Source organism: Coprococcus sp. TF11-13, from assembly GCF_003481085.1.
Lineage (GTDB): Bacteria > Bacillota > Clostridia > Lachnospirales > Lachnospiraceae > Coprococcus > Coprococcus aceti.
Genome location: NZ_QUKK01000001.1, coordinates 75,991 through 91,544, shown reverse-complemented (window position 1 = coordinate 91,544; position 15,554 = coordinate 75,991). Strand labels below are relative to the sequence as shown.

18 protein-coding genes, 1 pseudogene and 1 riboswitch are annotated in these 15,554 nt (G+C 42.7%); of the genes and pseudogenes, 1 reads left to right on the top strand and 18 read right to left on the bottom strand.

The window, feature by feature from the left end; translation table 11 throughout:
- Positions 1–95: 95 nt before the first annotated feature.
- Entirely contained in the window at positions 96–1,379 is a 1,284-nt protein-coding gene (locus DXD11_RS00455) for an adenylosuccinate synthase (RefSeq protein ID WP_117548593.1), read from the bottom strand.
- A 408-nt stretch (positions 1,380–1,787) separates the two neighbouring features.
- Here DXD11_RS00455 and DXD11_RS00450 point away from each other — a divergent pair, with 408 nt between their 5' ends.
- Positions 1,788–2,666: a LysR family transcriptional regulator gene (locus DXD11_RS00450; RefSeq protein ID WP_117548592.1), complete on the top strand. Its 879-nt coding sequence runs from the start codon at positions 1,788–1,790 to the stop codon at positions 2,664–2,666.
- A 71-nt stretch (positions 2,667–2,737) separates the two neighbouring features.
- Here DXD11_RS00450 and DXD11_RS00445 read toward each other — a convergent pair whose 3' ends face one another.
- The 17 genes and pseudogenes from DXD11_RS00445 to DXD11_RS00365 all read right to left on the bottom strand — a co-directional run bounded on the left by DXD11_RS00445 (position 2,738) and on the right by DXD11_RS00365 (position 15,451).
- Positions 2,738–3,403, bottom strand: a complete 666-nt coding sequence (locus DXD11_RS00445) for an HAD family hydrolase (protein ID WP_118757552.1) — start codon at positions 3,401–3,403, stop codon at positions 2,738–2,740.
- A 32-nt stretch (positions 3,404–3,435) separates the two neighbouring features.
- Entirely contained in the window at positions 3,436–4,635 is a 1,200-nt protein-coding gene (locus DXD11_RS00440; RefSeq protein ID WP_118757551.1) for a cation:proton antiporter, read from the bottom strand.
- 87 nt (positions 4,636–4,722) lie between these two features.
- A riboswitch (Fluoride riboswitch) is annotated at positions 4,723–4,807 on the bottom strand.
- Positions 4,808–4,811: 4 nt separating this feature from the next.
- The gene (locus DXD11_RS00435) at positions 4,812–6,188 is read right to left on the bottom strand and encodes a sodium-dependent transporter (RefSeq protein ID WP_118757550.1); all 1,377 of its coding nucleotides are present in this window, start codon (positions 6,186–6,188) and stop codon (positions 4,812–4,814) included.
- Between the two features lie 175 nt (positions 6,189–6,363).
- Entirely contained in the window at positions 6,364–6,711 is a 348-nt protein-coding gene (locus DXD11_RS00430; protein WP_243017659.1) for a type II toxin-antitoxin system RelE/ParE family toxin, read from the bottom strand.
- A 3-nt stretch (positions 6,712–6,714) separates the two neighbouring features.
- On the bottom strand, positions 6,715–7,014 hold the full coding sequence (locus DXD11_RS00425) for a type II toxin-antitoxin system RelB/DinJ family antitoxin (protein WP_118649302.1): 300 nt from the start codon (positions 7,012–7,014) through the stop codon (positions 6,715–6,717).
- 94 nt (positions 7,015–7,108) lie between these two features.
- Positions 7,109–7,948: a DUF3658 domain-containing protein gene (locus DXD11_RS00420; RefSeq protein WP_243105788.1), complete on the bottom strand. Its 840-nt coding sequence runs from the start codon at positions 7,946–7,948 to the stop codon at positions 7,109–7,111.
- A gap of 25 nt (positions 7,949–7,973) precedes the next feature.
- Positions 7,974–8,848, bottom strand: a pseudogene (locus DXD11_RS14955) (PDDEXK nuclease domain-containing protein).
- 88 nt (positions 8,849–8,936) lie between these two features.
- Positions 8,937–9,428, bottom strand: coding sequence for an SMI1/KNR4 family protein (locus DXD11_RS00410; RefSeq protein WP_118649304.1), 492 nt, complete (start codon positions 9,426–9,428; stop codon positions 8,937–8,939).
- Between the two features lie 52 nt (positions 9,429–9,480).
- Positions 9,481–9,816, bottom strand: coding sequence for an ACT domain-containing protein (locus DXD11_RS00405; protein WP_243105787.1), 336 nt, complete (start codon positions 9,814–9,816; stop codon positions 9,481–9,483).
- Positions 9,817–9,864: 48 nt separating this feature from the next.
- Positions 9,865–10,470: a helix-turn-helix domain-containing protein gene (locus tag DXD11_RS00400; protein ID WP_118757547.1), complete on the bottom strand. Its 606-nt coding sequence runs from the start codon at positions 10,468–10,470 to the stop codon at positions 9,865–9,867.
- Between the two features lie 117 nt (positions 10,471–10,587).
- Positions 10,588–10,812, bottom strand: a complete 225-nt coding sequence (locus DXD11_RS14280; protein WP_199688717.1) for a hypothetical protein — start codon at positions 10,810–10,812, stop codon at positions 10,588–10,590.
- Entirely contained in the window at positions 10,813–11,289 is a 477-nt protein-coding gene (locus DXD11_RS00390; protein WP_118757546.1) for a GNAT family N-acetyltransferase, read from the bottom strand.
- Positions 11,290–11,322: 33 nt separating this feature from the next.
- Entirely contained in the window at positions 11,323–11,958 is a 636-nt protein-coding gene (locus DXD11_RS00385) for a GyrI-like domain-containing protein (RefSeq protein WP_118757545.1), read from the bottom strand.
- Between the two features lie 564 nt (positions 11,959–12,522).
- Positions 12,523–13,179 (bottom strand): DNA/RNA nuclease SfsA, encoded by a 657-nt coding sequence (gene sfsA, locus DXD11_RS00380; protein ID WP_118649307.1) that lies wholly within the window; start codon positions 13,177–13,179, stop codon positions 12,523–12,525.
- A 19-nt stretch (positions 13,180–13,198) separates the two neighbouring features.
- Positions 13,199–13,645, bottom strand: a complete 447-nt coding sequence (locus DXD11_RS00375; protein ID WP_015533260.1) for a PaaI family thioesterase — start codon at positions 13,643–13,645, stop codon at positions 13,199–13,201.
- Positions 13,646–13,698: 53 nt separating this feature from the next.
- Entirely contained in the window at positions 13,699–15,186 is a 1,488-nt protein-coding gene (gene panF / locus DXD11_RS00370; protein ID WP_118757544.1) for a sodium/pantothenate symporter, read from the bottom strand.
- A complete protein-coding gene (locus DXD11_RS00365; RefSeq protein ID WP_004849642.1) occupies positions 15,176–15,451 on the bottom strand; it encodes a YhdT family protein in 276 nt (91 codons plus the stop codon). The genes panF and DXD11_RS00365 overlap by 11 nt, the downstream gene beginning before the upstream one ends.
- Positions 15,452–15,554: the final 103 nt, after the last annotated feature.

Sequence of the window (15,554 nt, the reverse complement as noted above, 5' to 3'; positions counted from 1 at the left end):
TTACAACAACAAAAGGAACACTCCCTAATAATCTCTTACTGGAAAGTGTCCCTGTTTTTTTTCTATTATTTAATTTCCCTGTGAATCAGGTCAAATTACTTTGCATTTCTGTAGATGATATCGTTTCTTCCCGGACCGTTTGAGATCATGGTGATTGGGAATCCGATATGCTCTTCAACGAACTCAATGTACTTTCTGCAGTTCTCTGGGAGATCCTCGTACTTCTTGATTCCTCTGATATCTGTCTTCCAGCCTGGGAGTGTCTCATATACAGGCTTTGCTTTCTTGAGCTTTGATGTTGTTGGGAAGTCTGTTGTAACCTCACCGTCGATATTGTAGCCTACACATACTGGGATCTCATCGAGATATCCAAGTACATCAAGTACTGTAAATGCAACGTCTGTTGTTCCCTGGATACGGCAGCCATACTTTGATGCCACACAGTCGAACCAGCCCATTCTTCTAGGTCTTCCTGTTGTTGCACCAAACTCACCGCCATCACCGCCGCGGCGTCTGAGCTCATCTGCCTCGTCGCCAAATATCTCACTTACGAACTCGCCTGCTCCTACTGCGCTTGAGTATGCCTTACATACAGTGATGATCTGCTTGATCTCGTATGGAGGTATACCTGCACCGATGGCACCGTAAGCTGCCAGAGTTGATGATGATGTAACCATAGGATAGATTCCGTGATCCGGATCCTTCAGTGAACCAAGCTGACCCTCAAGAAGGATGTTCTTGCCCTCCTTGATCGCCTCATAGAGGTATGCTGATACGTCGCATACATAAGGAGCAACCATCTCCTTGTACTCCATGAGTGTGTTGAATATATCATCAACCTTTAAGAGTGGCTTGTGATACAGGTTCTCAAGAAGAACGTTCTTCTGTACTATAACTCTCTCGATCTTCTCCTTCAGTGCTTCCTCATCAAAGAGCTCGCTTACCTGGAAACCGATCTTTGCATATTTATCTGAATAGAATGGAGCGATTCCTGACTTTGTTGATCCGAATGACTTACCTGCAAGTCTCTCCTCCTCGTACTCGTCGAAGAGAATGTGGTATGGCATAACCATCTGTGCTCTGTCAGATACAAGGATCTTAGGCATTGGTACATTTCTGTCTGTGATGGACTTTATCTCCTTGAAAAGAAGAGGGATATTGAGTGCAACACCGTTTCCAATGATACTTGTTGTGTGACTGTAGAACACTCCTGATGGAAGTGTATGTAAAGCAAATTTACCATAGTCATTGACAATTGTGTGACCTGCGTTGGCACCACCCTGGAATCTTACGATTATGTCTGACTCCTGGCCTAACATGTCTGTGATCTTACCTTTTCCTTCATCGCCCCAATTGGCTCCTACAACCGCTCTTACCATAATACTTTTCCTCGCTTTCGCAGCATTTTGAAATATTTTCTGATATCCGTATTGTGGCTGTTCAAATGTTTCTGCCTATACATAATATTTATAAGCAGATCACTCACAATACCTTCTCATTATAACACTATAATGTCATAAGTAAAATCAATATTATTTATATTTATTATAAGTGTATCTTATATTTATCTTTACATTTTGCGGAAACCAACATAAACTGTAAATATAATGGATTTTGTCCACCTCAAACACCATTTTACTTATATTATATATGCATAATTTTTTAAGCAAAATTATTTCAATCGTACCATTATAGAACGGTAAAAAGTCCTGAATTATTTTGCAATAAAACATATTGTTGACACACACATATTAAATGATCTCTATTGAATCTGGAGGAAATTATAAATGAACATAAATTTCGAATATTACAAGATCTTCTACCATGTTGCCAAAGCATCCAGCATATCCGCTGCTGCCAGGGAGCTGTGTATATCCCAGCCAGCCGTAAGTCAGGCGATCAAAGCTCTGGAGCAGGCGATCGGCATAGAACTGTTCATCCGAACCAAGAAAGGCGTCTCACTGACAAATGCCGGAGAGCTCCTCTACTCCCACGTTGCAGCGGGATACGAATCCATATCCCTGGGTGAACAGCAGCTCTCACAGCTCCTCCACATGGAGACCGGTGAGATAAGTATAGGTGCAAGCGATATGACACTGCAGTTCTATCTCCTGCCATATCTGGAGCATTTCCACCAGCTATATCCGGGGATCAAGGTTCATGTCACAAATGCTCCGACTCCCAGCACGATAAATCATCTGCTATCAGGCAACATAGACTTCGGTATCGTCACCAGTCCTCTTCCTGCAGATCCTCACATGGAGATCAGGCAGGCAAGGGAGATCGAGGACATCTTCATCGCCGGACCAAGGTTCTCATATCTTCAGGGCAAAACTCTGGATTACCACGAGCTTGACGAGCTTCCGATCATTTGTCTGGAACACGACACAAGCACACGCGCATATGTCGACACATTCCTGAGCCATGAGGGCGTGACTCTGCAGCCCGAATTCGAGCTGTCGACCAGCGATATGATCGCCCAGTTCGTCATGAGAAATCTCGGCGTCGGCTCCATCATGGCAGACTTCGCCCAGAGCTATATAGACCGCGGCGACCTGTTCCGCCTGCAATTTAAAAAGCCCATACCAAAGCGTCACATGTGTATCATCAGTGACAGGCGCCGTGGTATGAGCGTTGCTGCAAATAAACTTATGGAGTTGTTGTAGGAATCATCCCCGCACCCATATATCATAGTAAAATAGAGCATGTTCTTCCATTTGAACACGCCCTATTCTTATCACTTATTTCTATAATCCGGAATCAGTTCATCGCACAGCCCTGTCTCTTCGAGCAGTTCTCTTGATGAGTCACCATAGATTCCCACTATATATCCTGCTCCGGCTGCCGCCGCTGCCCGGATTCCCGACGGGCCATCCTCTATGACCATGGTTTCTTCCGGCACTGCTCCGATGCGCCCCATGGCCCGGATATACATATCAGGAGCCGGCTTAGCATTCATGGTTCCATCGTCATATGCGCACATCGTTATGTCAAACCACCTTCCAAGATCAAACTCTTTAAAATAGAATGCGAGATTTGTCATATTTGACCCTGTGGCTATGTTCATATTTATCCCCTGTTCCTTAAGTTTATCAAGGTATGCCGCCAGGCCGTCCACCAGCTTGAAGTTTGCAGTATCTTCCATGTACATCTCTCTGTACATAGCCTCTTTCTCCTCGGTAAGTTCAAGTATCCTCTCCTCGGTGAGCGTACCATTTCCCATGAGGTATTCCAGAATATCCTTGTTCGTGTGCCCCAGCACATGATGCTGAAACTCCTCCGTGCTCATCTGTCTGCCAGCAAGCTTCTCCGCATAATCCTTCCATGCTATCTCATGATACTTTCCGTCAAATATCATGGTGCCGTTCATGTCAAATATAATGTTCTTTATCTTATTATTCATACTTGTCTCCTATATCTACCGAACGCAAAACATCACTTATCCTCACCAAGCAAATGCTTGTACGTTCCATCTATTCCTATCGCTCCAAGCGGCGCAGTCACCACGATCGCCAGCACGGCAACCGACAATACTATATTACCACATGCCAGCCCTGCCGCAAGCGGAACTGATCCGATGGCTGCCTGAACTGTAGCCTTTGGAAGATACGCGATGACACAGAACAGCCTTTCCTTCCATGTAAGTGATGTATGTGCCACGCAGATCAGAACACCAACCGTTCTAAATGCCAGTGCGACAAATATCATAAGGAGTGCCGGAAGACCTGCTGCCAGGGTGTATCTAATATCCAAAGCCGCACCCACAAGCACGAATAATATGACCTCCGCCGCAAGCCACAGCTTTCCAAATTTCTGTGAGAGTCTTCCCGACACCGACTCTGGACATTTGAGTTTCAGGACACATGCCATAGCCACCACCGCAAGAAGTCCCGACACCGACACCTTTCCCTCAAGCCATCCCTCTATTGCTATAAGCAGGAAGGCAAATCCCAGCACGATGATGACCTTCATGCTGTTTCTCACGCAGTGTTTCCTTGCATATGATGTCTCAAAGAACAGATAGAGCCCATATCCAACAGCAACTCCAAGCAGTATTCCAAGCACGATGGATATTGGAATGTTCACAAAATCCATAACACGGGCACTTCCTCCCTGCGCCATGCTGAGAAATGTGGTAAAAAGCACTATGACAAATATATCGTCGCATGACGCCCCCGCAAGTATCATCTGCGGAATCGCCTTGTCAGTTCCGTACTTTTTCTCTATGAGATTCACCATTCTCGGAACAACGACCGCCGGTGATACCGCACCTAGCACCGCGCCCATGACAGCTGCCTCTGTGCGGTTTATTCCAAGTATAACAGGTGCGCACAGTATATATCCGATGATCTCGAATGACGCCGGGACAAATGAGAGCAGCACGGCCGAGCGTCCTGCTTTCTTCAGATCCTTAAGGTCAAGGGACAGTCCCGCCTTGATGAGTATGATGATAAGCGCTATCTTTCTGAGATCAGCAGATATGCACAATATGGACGGATCAAGGAAATCCAGCATATACGGGCCAAGAACGATTCCCGTTGCCAGCATTCCTATGATGCGCGGCAGCTTAAGTCTCTGGCAGATGGCGCCCATCGCCAATCCGACTATGAAAATGAGTGCAAGTGATGTCAACATGATAAACAATACCTCCTTAAATTTAGCAGACGCATCAGTGATTGAAAAGAGTTAGGCATAAAAAAGCTGATGCTTTCTGCGACAAAAATAATCGTAGAAGTCATCAGCTATATCAGCAGTTTAGGTTGCCCTTCCGGGGCTTCCAAGGGAGAACCTCATTCCCTTTTATAATAATTCTACATCTTTATCCAGCCAAGTGCATTTGCAACAGAGCTGAGCAGGATAATGATGGCAAATACAGGACAGAGATATTTGATCATGACTACAAATACCTTCTTTCTTCTGAAGGCACTCTCGCCGTGAATTATCTCCTCCTCTATCTTATCTATTCCAACTACCCTTGACACAAACAAACTTGTGAGGAATGCCGCTATAGGCATCATCACCGAATTGGTGAGGAAGTCGAACAGGTCAAGGAACTGCATACCTATGATCTTGATTCCTGCCAGCGGGCCATATCCCAGGGATGACAGACTTCCAAGTGCAAGCATGATAACTCCCACAAGCACCGTTGCCTTCTTTCTTCCCCATCCAAGTTCATCCTCAAATGTCGACACTGCACTCTCAGTAAGTGCTATGGAGCTTGTGACAGCAGCAAATAGTACGAGCAGGAAGAACACGATTCCTATGACAGTTCCAAATCCCATGTTCTGGAATACCTTTGGAATAGTGATAAACATCAGTGATGGTCCGGCCTGAAGTGTATTCGGATCTCCTCCAGAGAATGCAAATACCGCCGGGATTATCATAAGTCCCGCCATGATCGCTATACCTGTATCGAATATCTCTACATTTCTGGTCGAATCCTCTATCGCCGTATCTTTCTTCATGTAAGAGCCAAACGTTATGAGTATTCCCATGGCAATGGAAAGCGAGTAGAACATCTGTCCCATGGCAGCAACCACTGTCATCCACGAGAAGTTCTTCACATTTGGCACAAGGAAGTATTTTACTCCCGCAAGTGCGCCCGGTCTTGTCACAGAATATACCGCAATGATGACTGACAGAACGATCAGTATAGGCATCATGATCTTGGATACCCTCTCTATCCCATTCTGCACACCAGCAAATATAATGATAAGTGTGAATGCACAAAATGCCACAAAACACAGCTCCGTTGACACACCATTTGATATGAAATCGGTGAAATATCCATCCTCAGCCAGCAGCTTTGCGTTTCCTCTGAAATACTCCACCAGGTATTTGATGACCCAGCCGCCGATAACCGAATAGTACGGCACTATAAGCACAGGTATAACGGCATTTATCCAGCCGCCGAACGACAGCCATTTCTTCTTTCCAAATGATTTGAATGCTCCAACCGGACTCTTTCTTGTCATTCGTCCGATCGCAGTCTCCGCAACTATCATAGTATAACCAAATGTAAGTGCAAGCACGATGTATATTATGAGAAAAATCCCTCCGCCGTACTTTGCCGCAAGATAAGGGAATCTCCATATATTTCCAAGTCCCACCGATGCACCTGCCGCCGCCAGCACGTACCCCAGCTTGCCCGAAAATGAACTTCGCTTACCATTCTTCATATCTTCCATATACTTTCACCATAGTTTACCTGGAACTAATCCCCGTAATCTTTCCTTCCACATTTATTTGCATATACATGTAATTCTAACATGGTCCGAGAGGAAAAGCCACTATATATTTGAACATCATCCGGCCAACACTATTGTCACAAGAAAGGAATCCATAACCTGATTAGAAAAAGGATTATGGATCTCCAAACTGTATCTTCATGGTCTTTAATTGTTCTAACTGATCTCTTCTATCATATATCACGGCTGTAACATATACTCTACTCTCTACTTTATTTATCCAATAGTACACCAAGAAATTACTAACACTTACTTTTCGTATACCATCTGATCTCCATGGTTCCTCATCAGTCAATTTGTGTTTCTCCGGGAATACAGATAATGACATTATTGTATTTTCTAATTTGTTCAAAAGACTTTTTGCAGCCTCTGGCGCAAACAATTCACGAGAAACATAATCAACTATCTCTTCCATCTGTTCCTGTGCTTGTTGCGTAATCTTAACCTCATAAGTATTTACCAAATGTTATACTCTCTTTCTCAAATCAGCAAAAACATCTTTAGCTGGTCTTGAATCATCTGTCCTCGCTTGTTCAAGTCCTTTTTGCATCAATGTATCAAACCTTGTATCAGTCATAGTATCTCTTGTTTCAATTTCTCTTGAAACCTTCAATTCAAAAGGGATACCATTGGCAGAAATGACCTGTCTATAGGTCATATCAATAAATACAGATACTGGAATTCCTAATTTTTCTAAAATCGCCTCCGCAGATTCCTTAATATCCGGTTGTATTCTAGCTGTAACGTTAGCTGTTTTAGTTGCCATAATAACACCACCTCTCAGCTTGAGTGTACTACAATGTATTTCTAATTGCAATACATTAGCCTTTTTAACATAGCAAAATTTTTATGTGTTGGTTTTATGTTTCACACCTTTTTATCAAACGTGCATACTTATTCTCCGAATCCTCAACAACCTTTATCCTGCCCTGCCTTATGAAATGTTCTATCCTCGCCGCATACCACCAGTCACCGACTCCGATCGGAACCTGTCCCAGAATGTCACCGATCAACCTGCACTCCTTAACCGGCTTGTCCGTCAGCCTGTTCCAAATGATAAAATCATAGAAATCCTCTGACACACTGAGCACTGTTCCATTTACCACAGCCCTAAGCGAAGCATTTTCAAGTACAAGCTCGCCCCACATCTCCGCATACATTCTTATCTCATTTGATGTGAGTTTACTCTCATTTCCGAGAAATCCGGCAAATTCCTCCGCTGCCACTTCGCTCCAGCTATGATATGTCACTATGACATTTTTCTTCACAACATGCTCTGGCTGAGTGACAACAGACACTTCATTTGGATAGTCCTTCAGTATGCTGCATACATGGTAAAATCCACACCTTGAATACGGAGCGTCGCTGTACCATATTCTTACCGACTCGCCATTTTCAAGAAATCTTATAAGCCTTGCAAGCTCCCCAGCATACACATCGCCAAGCTGCCTGATCTCATTTTCATATTCCTCGTCCTGCTCCCACTGGTTCTGGGCATACATTGAGTAGATAAAGTCCCTGCGGTACTGGCTATCCACAGCCTCTCCTATGTAGCCCATGTCCAGAATGAAGCCAAGGCAGATCACCTCGTCAGGAGAACCCTGTATCCACTGTGGCTGACCATTCTTATATTCCACATTCTCGCATTTTGCCGCTTTCATGGAACCTGCCGAACTATCTCCAAATAGTATCTCTACCATAATCTGCTCCTTTTGAATCTCGTTTCTATTTTGTGCATTTATCTGCATCACATTCTTTTACCCATTCGCCCAGTTTATCCTGTAGTAGCTTTTTATCTGGTAAATAAAGCTGATACTTCGACGCAAATATATTTGAATCCTTTGGAAGAGTCAATTCCACCATAGAATCGTCCTTGTCTTGGCAAAGTAGAACTCCTATAGTAGGATTTTCATCCTCCTGCTTTTCATAACGATCATAGTAATTCACATACATCTGCATCTGTCCTAAATCTTGGTGTTTCAGCGAACCTATCTTTAAATCAAAAAGAACAAAGCATCGTAACATTCTATTATAAAACACTAAATCTACCCTGAAATGTTCTTCATTAAAAGTAAATCTTTTCTGTCTGGCTACAAAAGTATATCCGGTGCCCAACTCTAGAAGAAATGACTGCAGATTATTGATCAACCTCGTTTCCAGTTCATTCTCTGAATACTCACTTTTATCCTCCAGCCCCAGAAATTCTAAAACATAAGGATCTTTAACCAAATCAGAAGATTTCTCTATTATCTGTCCCTCCACAGATAGTCTCTGAATCTTATCTTTATCAGTACCAAGTAAAATTTTCTTCCCGTGTTAATCGATGGAAGATCCTTGAATTGGCTAAACACTGTTTCGCCAATTTGATCCGCAGAATAAACCTTATAAAATTGACGAATATTTTTTAAATTTCCAACAGAAAATCCTTTTCCAAAATTCTGTGTTAAATAATCAGATAATCCCTTCAAGAGTTGCTGTCCATATGCTGCTCTCCGTTCTCCGCGCTGTTCTTCCTCTACGATTATTCTGCCAATTTCATAATAGGCATATACCATAGTGAGATTAACTGCCGTTTTAGCATTCTTCCTTGCTTGTAACAATACATCTCCTCATCTGTATATCCTACAAATGACTTGATATTGTATATTTTTTGTAATAAATCATAATCCATATACATTTCTTTTTATCCTAGCAATTATTTTTTTTAACCATATTTATTAATAATTCTTCCATTTTAGGAGATAAGCAGCTTTTGGGCTTAAGCATTCTAATTATTTCACTTAAAACAGCACCAAAATCATCTATTATTTCTAACTCACCATGGTCAACCCAAACAAAATTCCTTGTTATTTTTGAAAAACATAATTGTTCACCATCACCTATTAAATCTGCAATTACAATCAAGTCTTCTGGTAAGTCTCCAGAGTTCATAACAAACTTGTCCGGCCCATAAAAATGTGCCAATGAGTTTCTAATTTGTGCTTCATTCGTGAAACTTAACCATTCTTTATATGTTTCAGGAATAAAAACATTGTGTTTATTTTCCCAATTAGAAATCATTTCATCTGATGCAGGTTGTTTGAACCATGAAGCATCGTCACCATAATCAGATGCAATCTGTTCGCATAAGCGCACAAGTTCTTTGATTTTCTCCATTAAACTATTGTGAGGAATATTCATAATAGTATCTCCCTGATTCTCATCCCGGTTTTAAGTTTCGGTTTATCAACTCTCAATCCACAATTTCATACCCTGCTGCCGCCAGAACTTCAAGTGCATCTTGAAAATTCTCCTTCTTCACCATAACATAATCCGTATTATATGTGGATACTGCAAATATCGAAATTCCGTTATCCGCCAGAACAGATGCGATCTTAGCCAGAATCCCGATCAAAGAAAACTCCAGTACTCCCTGAATGCGGAAGGCTCTCCAGCCATCATCACGCTTTATCACATTTGCCGGCACTTCACTCACCGGGCATACCAGAGACTTTTCCTCATCAGTTTTTCCTAGAAAACAATACTCAGAATCGAGATTCGCATATGTATAAGCTTCCACCTGACACACTGAAAATTCTTCATCAATCTTTTTTATCTCCGTGACCTCTCCTTGAATCTATTTTGTAAGCACCTTTTTGCAATATCTATGTGCACCACAATGAGGACAAACTAATTTACGCTTTGTTAATGTATGTGCTCCCATTACATATGACTTCATATCAGGGACAAACCTGGTATTGCAATCAGGACATTCAAATGCTCCTGCATCTCTATCAAGAATACACGCAATAACAATTCCGCCACAGATCACTACTAAACCTATTGCGATAAGCAGAACCCTCAGCCAATTCTCCATCTCCAGAATTTCTGACAATAAAAACAATGGAAATGCCGCAACTATCGTAAGTGCCGCGACCATTGCAGACAAAATAATTTTCTTTTTGCTTTCCTGTGCCTCTCTAACTAAATTCACCATATTAACCTCCGCTTTCTTTCTATAATCCTCCTCAGATACTCTTTCGCCAGACAGTAATTCATTCACTGTTATCTCTAATTCATCACATAACGGCAACAGTAATGAAACTTCCGGAAAACCATTTCCTCGTTCCCATTTTGAAATTGTTTTATCGCTGATTCCAAGTTTTTCAGAAAGCTGTTTTTGAGTATATCCCTTTCTCTTTCTCTCATCAGCGATGAATCGCCCAATTTTAATCTGGTTCATCTGCTTTCCTCCTTTCTGGCTCAATTATCTCCCCATTTTATTGCCAATCACACCCACGAGGCGTAGAATATGGTGAATCTATGCGGGTTCTACGCTTCGTAGACTAGGCAAAATAAGCTATTTGCTCTGAATGTTCCATACATATCCCCTTGCATTTATTATCAACGCAATTGAACATACCACTGTCATAAGCAATGGCACCACAACAAATCCAGCACTAATATTTTCTTTACTTCTAAATGGCGTTTTTTCCACCTGACAATTATGTCTTGAAATAATTCCATCTATTTTTGTCACATATTTCTCATCAAAGCTACTTATATCTTCTAAATCACTTACCATCTACGACAGCCTGCAAATCATTATATATTCCTCATCATTCTCGTCCACGATCTGGAATCCAACTTTTTTGTACATTCCGACTGCATAGTTCTGCTTTTGCACAGACAGTGAACCGCTCTTATATCCACAGTTTTTCATCTCCGCCAGCATCCTTTTCATCAGCTCCGTTCCAATGCCGTAATTCCTGTATTCTTTGAGTAGTGAGATTGCAAAAGACGGTGTATCGTCATCAACATGCCCATAGTCATCCATAATACGAACCCACACCGCTCCAACAACTTTATCATTTACCTCTGCGACAAATGCCATATCCCCCGCTCTGTTTCCAAAGTCGTCAACGTACACTTGCAATTCCGGCTGATTGATAATGTCCCTTGGAGGTGCCTCCACGCCCTCCGGAATAAATATTGCCTCATATAAAAATGTATCTAATATCCCGGTTTCTTCCTGTTTTAATCTTCTTATTGTGTAATCCATAAAGTCCCTTATTTTTTATTTTCTAAAATAGAATCACGATCTCTTCTTTATCGGATGTCTGATAACAGTTTTACATTTTTCCGGTGCAGTTTTTCTTGGATCTGATAGATAGATTTCGTGATGATGTCTTTCATCAGTAAAATCATTTACATACCCGTTTTCTTCCAAATATTTATCCATCACTGCTACTGTCTCAGGTTCATTATCAAATGCTCCTATATGCATGATCTGAACACACAAACCTTCATCAATACTCAGAAATTCTGCATTGGTACAATCCATCTTTTTCTTCCTTGACGCAGTCTCAACCGCCCAGTCAAAATCCTTCTTTGTTACAAAATCAGGAAGACGAATAACAGAAATCCAGTTAAATGCAGATTTGTCAGTATAATCCACACCTTCAACATTATCCTGCCACCAAAAGCCTTCAAGCGGTGGGACAACATATTCAAAAAATCCCTCTATTTTGTAATCAGTCTTATAACTCATCTTGAGAGTGTACGCAACAGCATATAAAACGCCAATCGCAGCTTTATATTCTCCGCCCTCTTCATTCGGGTCGCCCTTGCCCCTTACCGCTATGTAATTCGCCTTTGGAATCGTTACGATCTGTGGCTTATTTTTCGGCAAATAAAACTCTTTATATTCTTTCTTAAAATCAAACGCCATAACTTATCTCCTCAATCTTAGCAATATCACCATATTACTCCTGTTTTTTTCAAGCTTATTATCATAACCCTTGATAGTCCATATACGCACTATGACAATGCTGTTACTTATCGTAACAGGTGTTTGCCGAGCCCATTTTTCATTCTCATGTATATTCAGTATTGTGTATCGAACATATGTTTGTTATAATATATTTGGTGCTACCCTATTCGGTAGGCGGTTAACCTTCACCACAGGAGTTTGTAGCCTGTGTTTACATAGAAAATCCATTTATGGAAATCTATCACGGAGGTTTTTGCTTATGCTTACAACGGATCTTTTTATAGCCATCATCAGCTTATGTCTTACTTGCTTTAATCTTGGTTATGCCGTTGGCTCTAGGAGCAAGAATAAGACAAAAAAATAACCGCCCAGCCTGGTAAACTGTGAGCGGTTATTTTATACCATTCATATATCAAGGCTAACCGTCTATCGGTAGCACCTTTTGATATTATACTAGCATTTAGCCGCTTGCATGTCAAACGTATATTTGCTTATCATTTACCCTTATAATTTTCACCTATCTCACTTATCCACTATCTCAAGCTCATCCCGTGTAACCCGGCACGTGAGATTTAACACCTCCACGCCAACCGCCTTCGCCTCATAGAAAGTCTCCGCGAACTCCCTGTGTATTTCCGCATTTGGCCTGACCTCAGTTATCCCCGTCATCGGAATGACAAATGCCACATAACATTTATATTCCTCGGAGACCGCCTTCATCAGCTCCCGCAAATGCCTGACTCCCCTGTCGGTGGGTGCATCCGGGAAATATCCTATACCACCGATCTCCTGAGTGCAGCCCTTGACCTCCATGAGATACTTCGTGCCATCCTTTTCCATATAGAAATCAATCCTTGAATCCCCGTATACATACTCCGGCTTTATAAAGTCATAATCCTTAGTTTTAAGCCATTCCAAAACCACCTTATTCGGCACCTGACTGTCCACATTCACCCAGCCAAGCTTTGGATCTTCCACCGCTATGAGATCGTATTTCGTCTTGCGGTTTGGATTTGCAGACTTCTCAAGGCTGACCGTGTTCCCCGGTATCAGCAAACTGATAAGCCTCCCCGTGTTCTTTACGTGCACGGTCTCTGTAACTCCGTCTATCTCCACATGGGCTGTGAACCTGTTTGGTCTGTCTACGAACTTGCCTGAGATAACATTTGTATATTTCACCTTGCCTTACATCTCCCATCTATTCCACAACAGAACGGTTCATCATGTAGAATGAGAACCTTGCCTTGTCAACAAGCTGTCCCTTGTCATCGTAAATATTTGCCTCGTACAGTGACACCTTCTTGCCCTGGCGGATCTCGATTCCCTCACAGATGAGATACTCCGTGTTCATAGCCGGAGCTATATATGTCATGGTTCCATCTATAGTTGAAGAAAACTTTCCGTAGGTACATGCTGCGATTCCGCTCACTATATCCGCAAGTGAGTACAGGCATCCACCATGCACAGAACCATATGGATTAAGGACATCCTCTGTGACCATCATCTTGCCCTTCACATATCCAAGGCTCATATCGACCAGCTCTATCTTCAGGTTCTGGACATAGATGTTGTCCTTGTTAAACCTTATCAGCGCCTGTTTCACATCCTCGGACATAGCTTTTTTGTTGTCGTTTATCTCATTCATGCTTAGTTTTACCTTTCAACTCTATTTTCATGTTCATACATCCTGCGCACATATCAAAAGCACTTGTCCAGAATATCCGGATAAAGTCCTTTTCTTCCCGTTATAAACCCAATTCCAAAGTACAGCACCGCACCTACCATCAGTCCCCACACGACCGCATTTATCCCAGCGATCTTGATAAAATACGTTGCAAATATATATGTCGCGATCGCACCTACGCTGCTGCACACCGCCGCCTGCTTAGTTCCCTTCTTCCAGAACAGACCTCCCACAAGAGGCCAAAAGAATGTGCATTCAAGTCCGCCAAATGCAAACATGTTGAGCATGAAAATTATATCCGGCGGATTGATCGTGAGAACCATCACCACCACACCGAGCAACATCGTAAGTATCGTGCTCACCAGCTTGACGTTCTTGTCGTATTTCTCATTTTTCACCGGATCATCACCCACCACGTAATTCTTCCATAGATCCTTCACTATAGCTGCTGTGGCAAGTATGAGGAGCGAATCCGCTGTCGACATGACTGCTGCCATCGGCGCTGCGAGGAATATCGCTGCTATTCCAGGCGGCATGATCTTCTGTACTATATACGGTATAAAATAATCCGAAGTTGGAAGATTGTCCGTATCGACAAGTGCGCCAGCCCATGTTCCTGCAAGATGCATTCCCACAATTACAAAGCTGCATGTGAGAACTCCGATCCACATCGCTCTGTGCATGCTCTTCGTATCCTTAAATCCCATGGCGCGCACAGCAGTCTGGGGAAGTCCCAGCGTTCCAAATCCCACAAGCACCCAATAGCTGAGCAGTCCTCCTGGCGTGTATTTCGAGAAAATGTCATCGTACACCTCCGGCAGATTTGTCTGAAGACCGGCATCTATCGCGGCAAGACCGCCCCCGCTCCTTAAGACAAAGAATATAAACAGGAATGTTCCGATACACATTACTATTCCCTGAATCGTGTCAGTTATGACAACCGCACTGAATCCGCCAATAGCTGTGTACAATATCACGACTGTGCCAAATATCAAAAGTGAACTCACATGATCCATTCCCGTTATGGATGCTATAAGTGTGGCCCCTCCCGTAAACTGGCTTATCATCTGTGCTATGAAGAAAACTATAAGTCCAAGGCTCGTGATGACCACCAGAGCATCGCTCTTGTATCTCGCCTTGAAGTATCCCACCACTGTCACAGCGCCCGTTCGTCTGGACACTATCGCAAGCTTATTTCCAAGCACACCGAGCACCAGAAATGTGACCGGGACCTGGATAGCAGCTATCCACGCCTGTGCATATCCATATGTAAGACCCGCTGCACCCGGCCCTGATATAAATGAACTTGCGGAAGTGTATGTCGCCATGATCGTCATGGCTAGGACGATTCCGTTCATATTTCTTCCGCCTATGAAATACTTCTTCTCGGACGTTGTGTGCAGACTTTTCTCCGCCCTTCTGCTGTAGACAAAGCTCACCACAACATTGAATAACAGATATCCGAGAAAAACCGATAAGATCAATATCTGATTACTGTTCATTTTCACCCTCACTCTCATCCTCTTCATATTGGAAATCTACAAACACAAACTTAAGCAGCCAGAATACACCGATTACCGCAAGCACCACTGTTCCAAGCACCGAGACCACAAACCACGCCGGCATATGGAACACCGTCCACCCGGTGCCATTTAGCAGGAACGCGGTTAGCACATGCCATAAAAAACATATAAATACCACAAGCAACGTCGCTTTGATCTCTTTTATACACTGCCTGTGCTGTTCTTCCTTTGTCAGTTTCATCATAATAATATATCCCCTTATATTTCATAAATACATCGAACAATGCTCATTATATCACGCTGATCAGTTTTTTCATAGTTGCCCCGCCAGCCACCCAAATCCTGTG

What these genes read in the sequence shown, in the direction of transcription:
- DXD11_RS00450 (WP_117548592.1), top strand. Translation starts at nt 1,788, where the DNA reads ATGAACATAAATTTCGAATATTACAAGATCTTCTACCATGTTGCCAAA.
- DXD11_RS00410 (WP_118649304.1), bottom strand. Translation starts at nt 9,428, where the DNA reads ATGAATATTCCTCACAATAGTTTAATGGAGAAAATCAAAGAACTTGTG.
- DXD11_RS00425 (WP_118649302.1), bottom strand. Translation starts at nt 7,014, where the DNA reads ATGGCAACTAAAACAGCTAACGTTACAGCTAGAATACAACCGGATATT.
- DXD11_RS00400 (WP_118757547.1), bottom strand. Translation starts at nt 10,470, where the DNA reads ATGAACCAGATTAAAATTGGGCGATTCATCGCTGATGAGAGAAAGAGA.
- DXD11_RS00385 (WP_118757545.1), bottom strand. Translation starts at nt 11,958, where the DNA reads ATGGCGTTTGATTTTAAGAAAGAATATAAAGAGTTTTATTTGCCGAAA.
- DXD11_RS00435 (WP_118757550.1), bottom strand. Translation starts at nt 6,188, where the DNA reads ATGGAAGATATGAAGAATGGTAAGCGAAGTTCATTTTCGGGCAAGCTG.
- DXD11_RS00445 (WP_118757552.1), bottom strand. Translation starts at nt 3,403, where the DNA reads ATGAATAATAAGATAAAGAACATTATATTTGACATGAACGGCACCATG.
- DXD11_RS00420 (WP_243105788.1), bottom strand. Translation starts at nt 7,948, where the DNA reads ATGGTAGAGATACTATTTGGAGATAGTTCGGCAGGTTCCATGAAAGCG.
- panF (WP_118757544.1), bottom strand. Translation starts at nt 15,186, where the DNA reads ATGAACAGTAATCAGATATTGATCTTATCGGTTTTTCTCGGATATCTG.
- DXD11_RS00455 (WP_117548593.1), bottom strand. Translation starts at nt 1,379, where the DNA reads ATGGTAAGAGCGGTTGTAGGAGCCAATTGGGGCGATGAAGGAAAAGGT.
- DXD11_RS00365 (WP_004849642.1), bottom strand. Translation starts at nt 15,451, where the DNA reads ATGATGAAACTGACAAAGGAAGAACAGCACAGGCAGTGTATAAAAGAG.
- DXD11_RS00390 (WP_118757546.1), bottom strand. Translation starts at nt 11,289, where the DNA reads ATGGATTACACAATAAGAAGATTAAAACAGGAAGAAACCGGGATATTA.
- DXD11_RS14280 (WP_199688717.1), bottom strand. Translation starts at nt 10,812, where the DNA reads ATGGTAAGTGATTTAGAAGATATAAGTAGCTTTGATGAGAAATATGTG.
- DXD11_RS00440 (WP_118757551.1), bottom strand. Translation starts at nt 4,635, where the DNA reads ATGTTGACATCACTTGCACTCATTTTCATAGTCGGATTGGCGATGGGC.
- DXD11_RS00375 (WP_015533260.1), bottom strand. Translation starts at nt 13,645, where the DNA reads ATGAATGAGATAAACGACAACAAAAAAGCTATGTCCGAGGATGTGAAA.